This is a genomic window from Mycobacterium sp. TH-M25, assembly GCF_057473665.1.
In genome coordinates this window covers 1-2,555 of record NZ_JBYCLA010000331.1, presented here as the reverse complement: position 1 = coordinate 2,555, position 2,555 = coordinate 1, and the positions used below count along the sequence as shown (strand labels likewise).

Below are 2,555 nucleotides of genomic sequence, written 5' to 3'. Positions count from 1 at the left end.
GGTTCCGCGGACCTCCTGGGCTTGTTGGAGGTTACCGAGGTGTGCAAGGCACTGACGTCGGTGTGGGTGGCGGTGCTGCAGGCCGCTTTGGACGCAGTGATCCGGGCCCACCTGCCTGACGATGGCCCCCAAAAAGGCAAGGCACCGGCGGCGATCGCGGTCATCGGCATGGGCCGATTAGGCGGCGCCGAGTTGGGTTACGGGTCCGACGCCGACGTGATGTTCGTCTGCGAGCCGGCGGCTGGTGTCGAGGATGCACAGGCGTTGCGGTGGTCGGCGACGATCGCCGAACAGGTTCGCAGACTGCTGGGGACACCCAGCGTTGACCCGCCGTTGGACGTGGATGCCAATCTGCGGCCCGAAGGGCGCAACGGGCCGCTGGTCCGCACCTTGGCGGCCTATGCCGCCTACTACGCGCAGTGGGCTCAGCCGTGGGAGATTCAGGCGCTGCTGCGCGCCCACGCGGTGGCCGGCGACGCCGATCTGGGCCAGCGGTTCCTGCTGATGGCCGACAAGACGCGCTATCCGCCCGACGGTGTATCGGCCGAGGCGGTGCACCAGATTCGCCGGATGAAGGCTCGGGTCGAGGCCGAGCGGTTGCCGCGCGGCGCCGACCCCAACACGCACACCAAGCTGGGCCGCGGGGGACTGGCCGACATCGAATGGACCGTGCAGCTGCTGCAGTTGCGGCACGCGCACGAGCTGCCGACCCTGCACAACACCTCGACGTTGGAATCCCTGGACGCCATCGCGGCGGCCAACCTGGTCCCCGCAGCGGACGTGGACCTGCTGCGGCAAGCGTGGCTGACCGCTACCCGGGCCCGCAATGCGCTGGTGCTGGTCCGGGGTAAGCCCACCGACCAACTGCCAGGGCCCGGACGCCAGCTCAACGCGGTCGCTGTCGCCGCCGGCTGGCCAAGCGGCGACGGCGGCGAATTCTTGGACAACTATCTGCGGGTGACCCGACGTGCAAAAGCGGTCGTGCACAAGGTGTTCGGGAGTTGAACCAGGAGGCTGGTTGGAGTTGGCTGCCATCGAGGTGTTGAGCGAAGCGCACCACATGCTCGGCGCGGCGGCAAGCCAAGGCCCGACCAAAGCCTATGCGCGCGGTTATCTTTCGGATGCCGCAGGGATCACCGTCGAGGCGGGAGGGGTATTCATCGAGCCAGCGTGGGCGCGGGAAGTCGAATGAAGTTCTGCGCACTGTCGGCAGATCGCAAGAACCCGCTCGGCTCGTCACCAAGCGGGTTCCCGCTTCCCCCGAGACGTCCTTAAACGTCGTAATACAACGCAAACTCGTACGGATGTGGTCGAATGTTGACCGGTTCGATCTCGTTCTCGCGCTTGAAGTTGATCCACGTCTCGATCAAGTCGGACGTGAACACGCCTCCCTCAGTGAGGTATTCGTGGTCTTCCTCTAGCCGGTCGATCACCGCAGCCAGCTGGGTGGGGGCTTGCGGAATGTTCGCGGCCTCCTCCGGTGGCAGTTCGTAGAGGTCCTTGTCGACCGGCGCCTGCGGCTCGATCTTGTTCTTGATGCCGTCCAGGCCCGCCATCAGCATGGCGGAGAACGCCAGGTAGGGGTTGCCCGATGCGTCGGGGCAGCGGAACTCTAGCCGCTTGGCCTTCGGGTTGTTGCCGGTGATCGGGATACGCACACACGCCGACCGGTTGCGCTGGCTGTAGACCAGATTGATCGGGGCCTCATAGCCGGGAACCAATCGCTTGTAGGAGTTCACCGTCGGGTTGGTGAACGCCAGCAGCGAAGGCGCGTGGTGCAGCAGGCCGCCGATGTAGTGGCGTGCGGTGTCCGACAAACCGGCATAGCCGGTTTCGTCGTACATCAACGGGGTGCCGTCTTTCCACAGCGACTGGTGGGTGTGCATGCCGGAGCCGTTGTCACCGAACAGCGGTTTCGGCATGAAGGTGACTGTTTTGCCGTGCTGCCACGCGGTGTTTTTGATGATGTACTTGTACAGCTGCATATCGTCGGCCGCATGCAGCAGCGTGTTGAACTGGTAGTTGATCTCCGCCTGACCACCGGTACCCACCTCGTGGTGGCCCTTCTCTAACACGAAGCCGGCGTTGATCAGGTTGGTCAGCATCTTGTCGCGCAGGTCGACGTACTGGTCGTTGGGCGCCACCGGGAAGTACCCGCCCTTGTGGCGAACCTTGTAGCCGCGGTTGGGGCTGCCGTCGGCCTCGGTCGCCGCGCCGGTGTTCCACCACCCCGAGATGGCATCGACTTCGTAGAACGAACCGTTCGAGCGTGAATCGAAGCTCACCGAGTCGAAAATGTAGAACTCGGCCTCGGCACCGAAGTACGCGGTGTCCGCGACACCGGTGCTAATCAAATAGTTCTCGGCCTTGCGGGCGATGTTGCGCGGGTCGCGCGAGTACGGCTCGAGGGTGAACGGGTCATGGACGAAGAAGTTGACATTCAGCGTCTTGGCCTCACGGACCGGGTCGCGGCGCGCGGTGTCCGGATCGGGCAGCAGCAGCATGTCGGACTCGGGGATGGACTGGAACCCGCGAATCGACGAGCCGTCAAAGGC

General features: G+C 64.7%; 2 protein-coding genes and 1 pseudogene. 2 read left to right on the top strand and 1 reads right to left on the bottom strand.

Annotated features, from left to right (window positions below; translation table 11 throughout):
- Positions 1 to 1,005, top strand: a 1,005-nt coding sequence (locus AC2VOU_RS11105; protein WP_486957427.1) for a [protein-PII] uridylyltransferase family protein, incomplete at its 5' end; no start/stop codon positions are given.
- 88 nt (positions 1,006 to 1,093) lie between these two features.
- Positions 1,094 to 1,192, top strand: a pseudogene (locus AC2VOU_RS11100) (PaaI family thioesterase); the annotation flags it as partial.
- Between the two features lie 79 nt (positions 1,193 to 1,271).
- On the opposite strand, the gene glnA reads toward AC2VOU_RS11100, so the two are convergent.
- The coding region (gene glnA / locus AC2VOU_RS11095) for a type I glutamate--ammonia ligase (RefSeq protein WP_486957426.1) at positions 1,272 to 2,555 on the bottom strand (1,284 nt) is incomplete at its 5' end.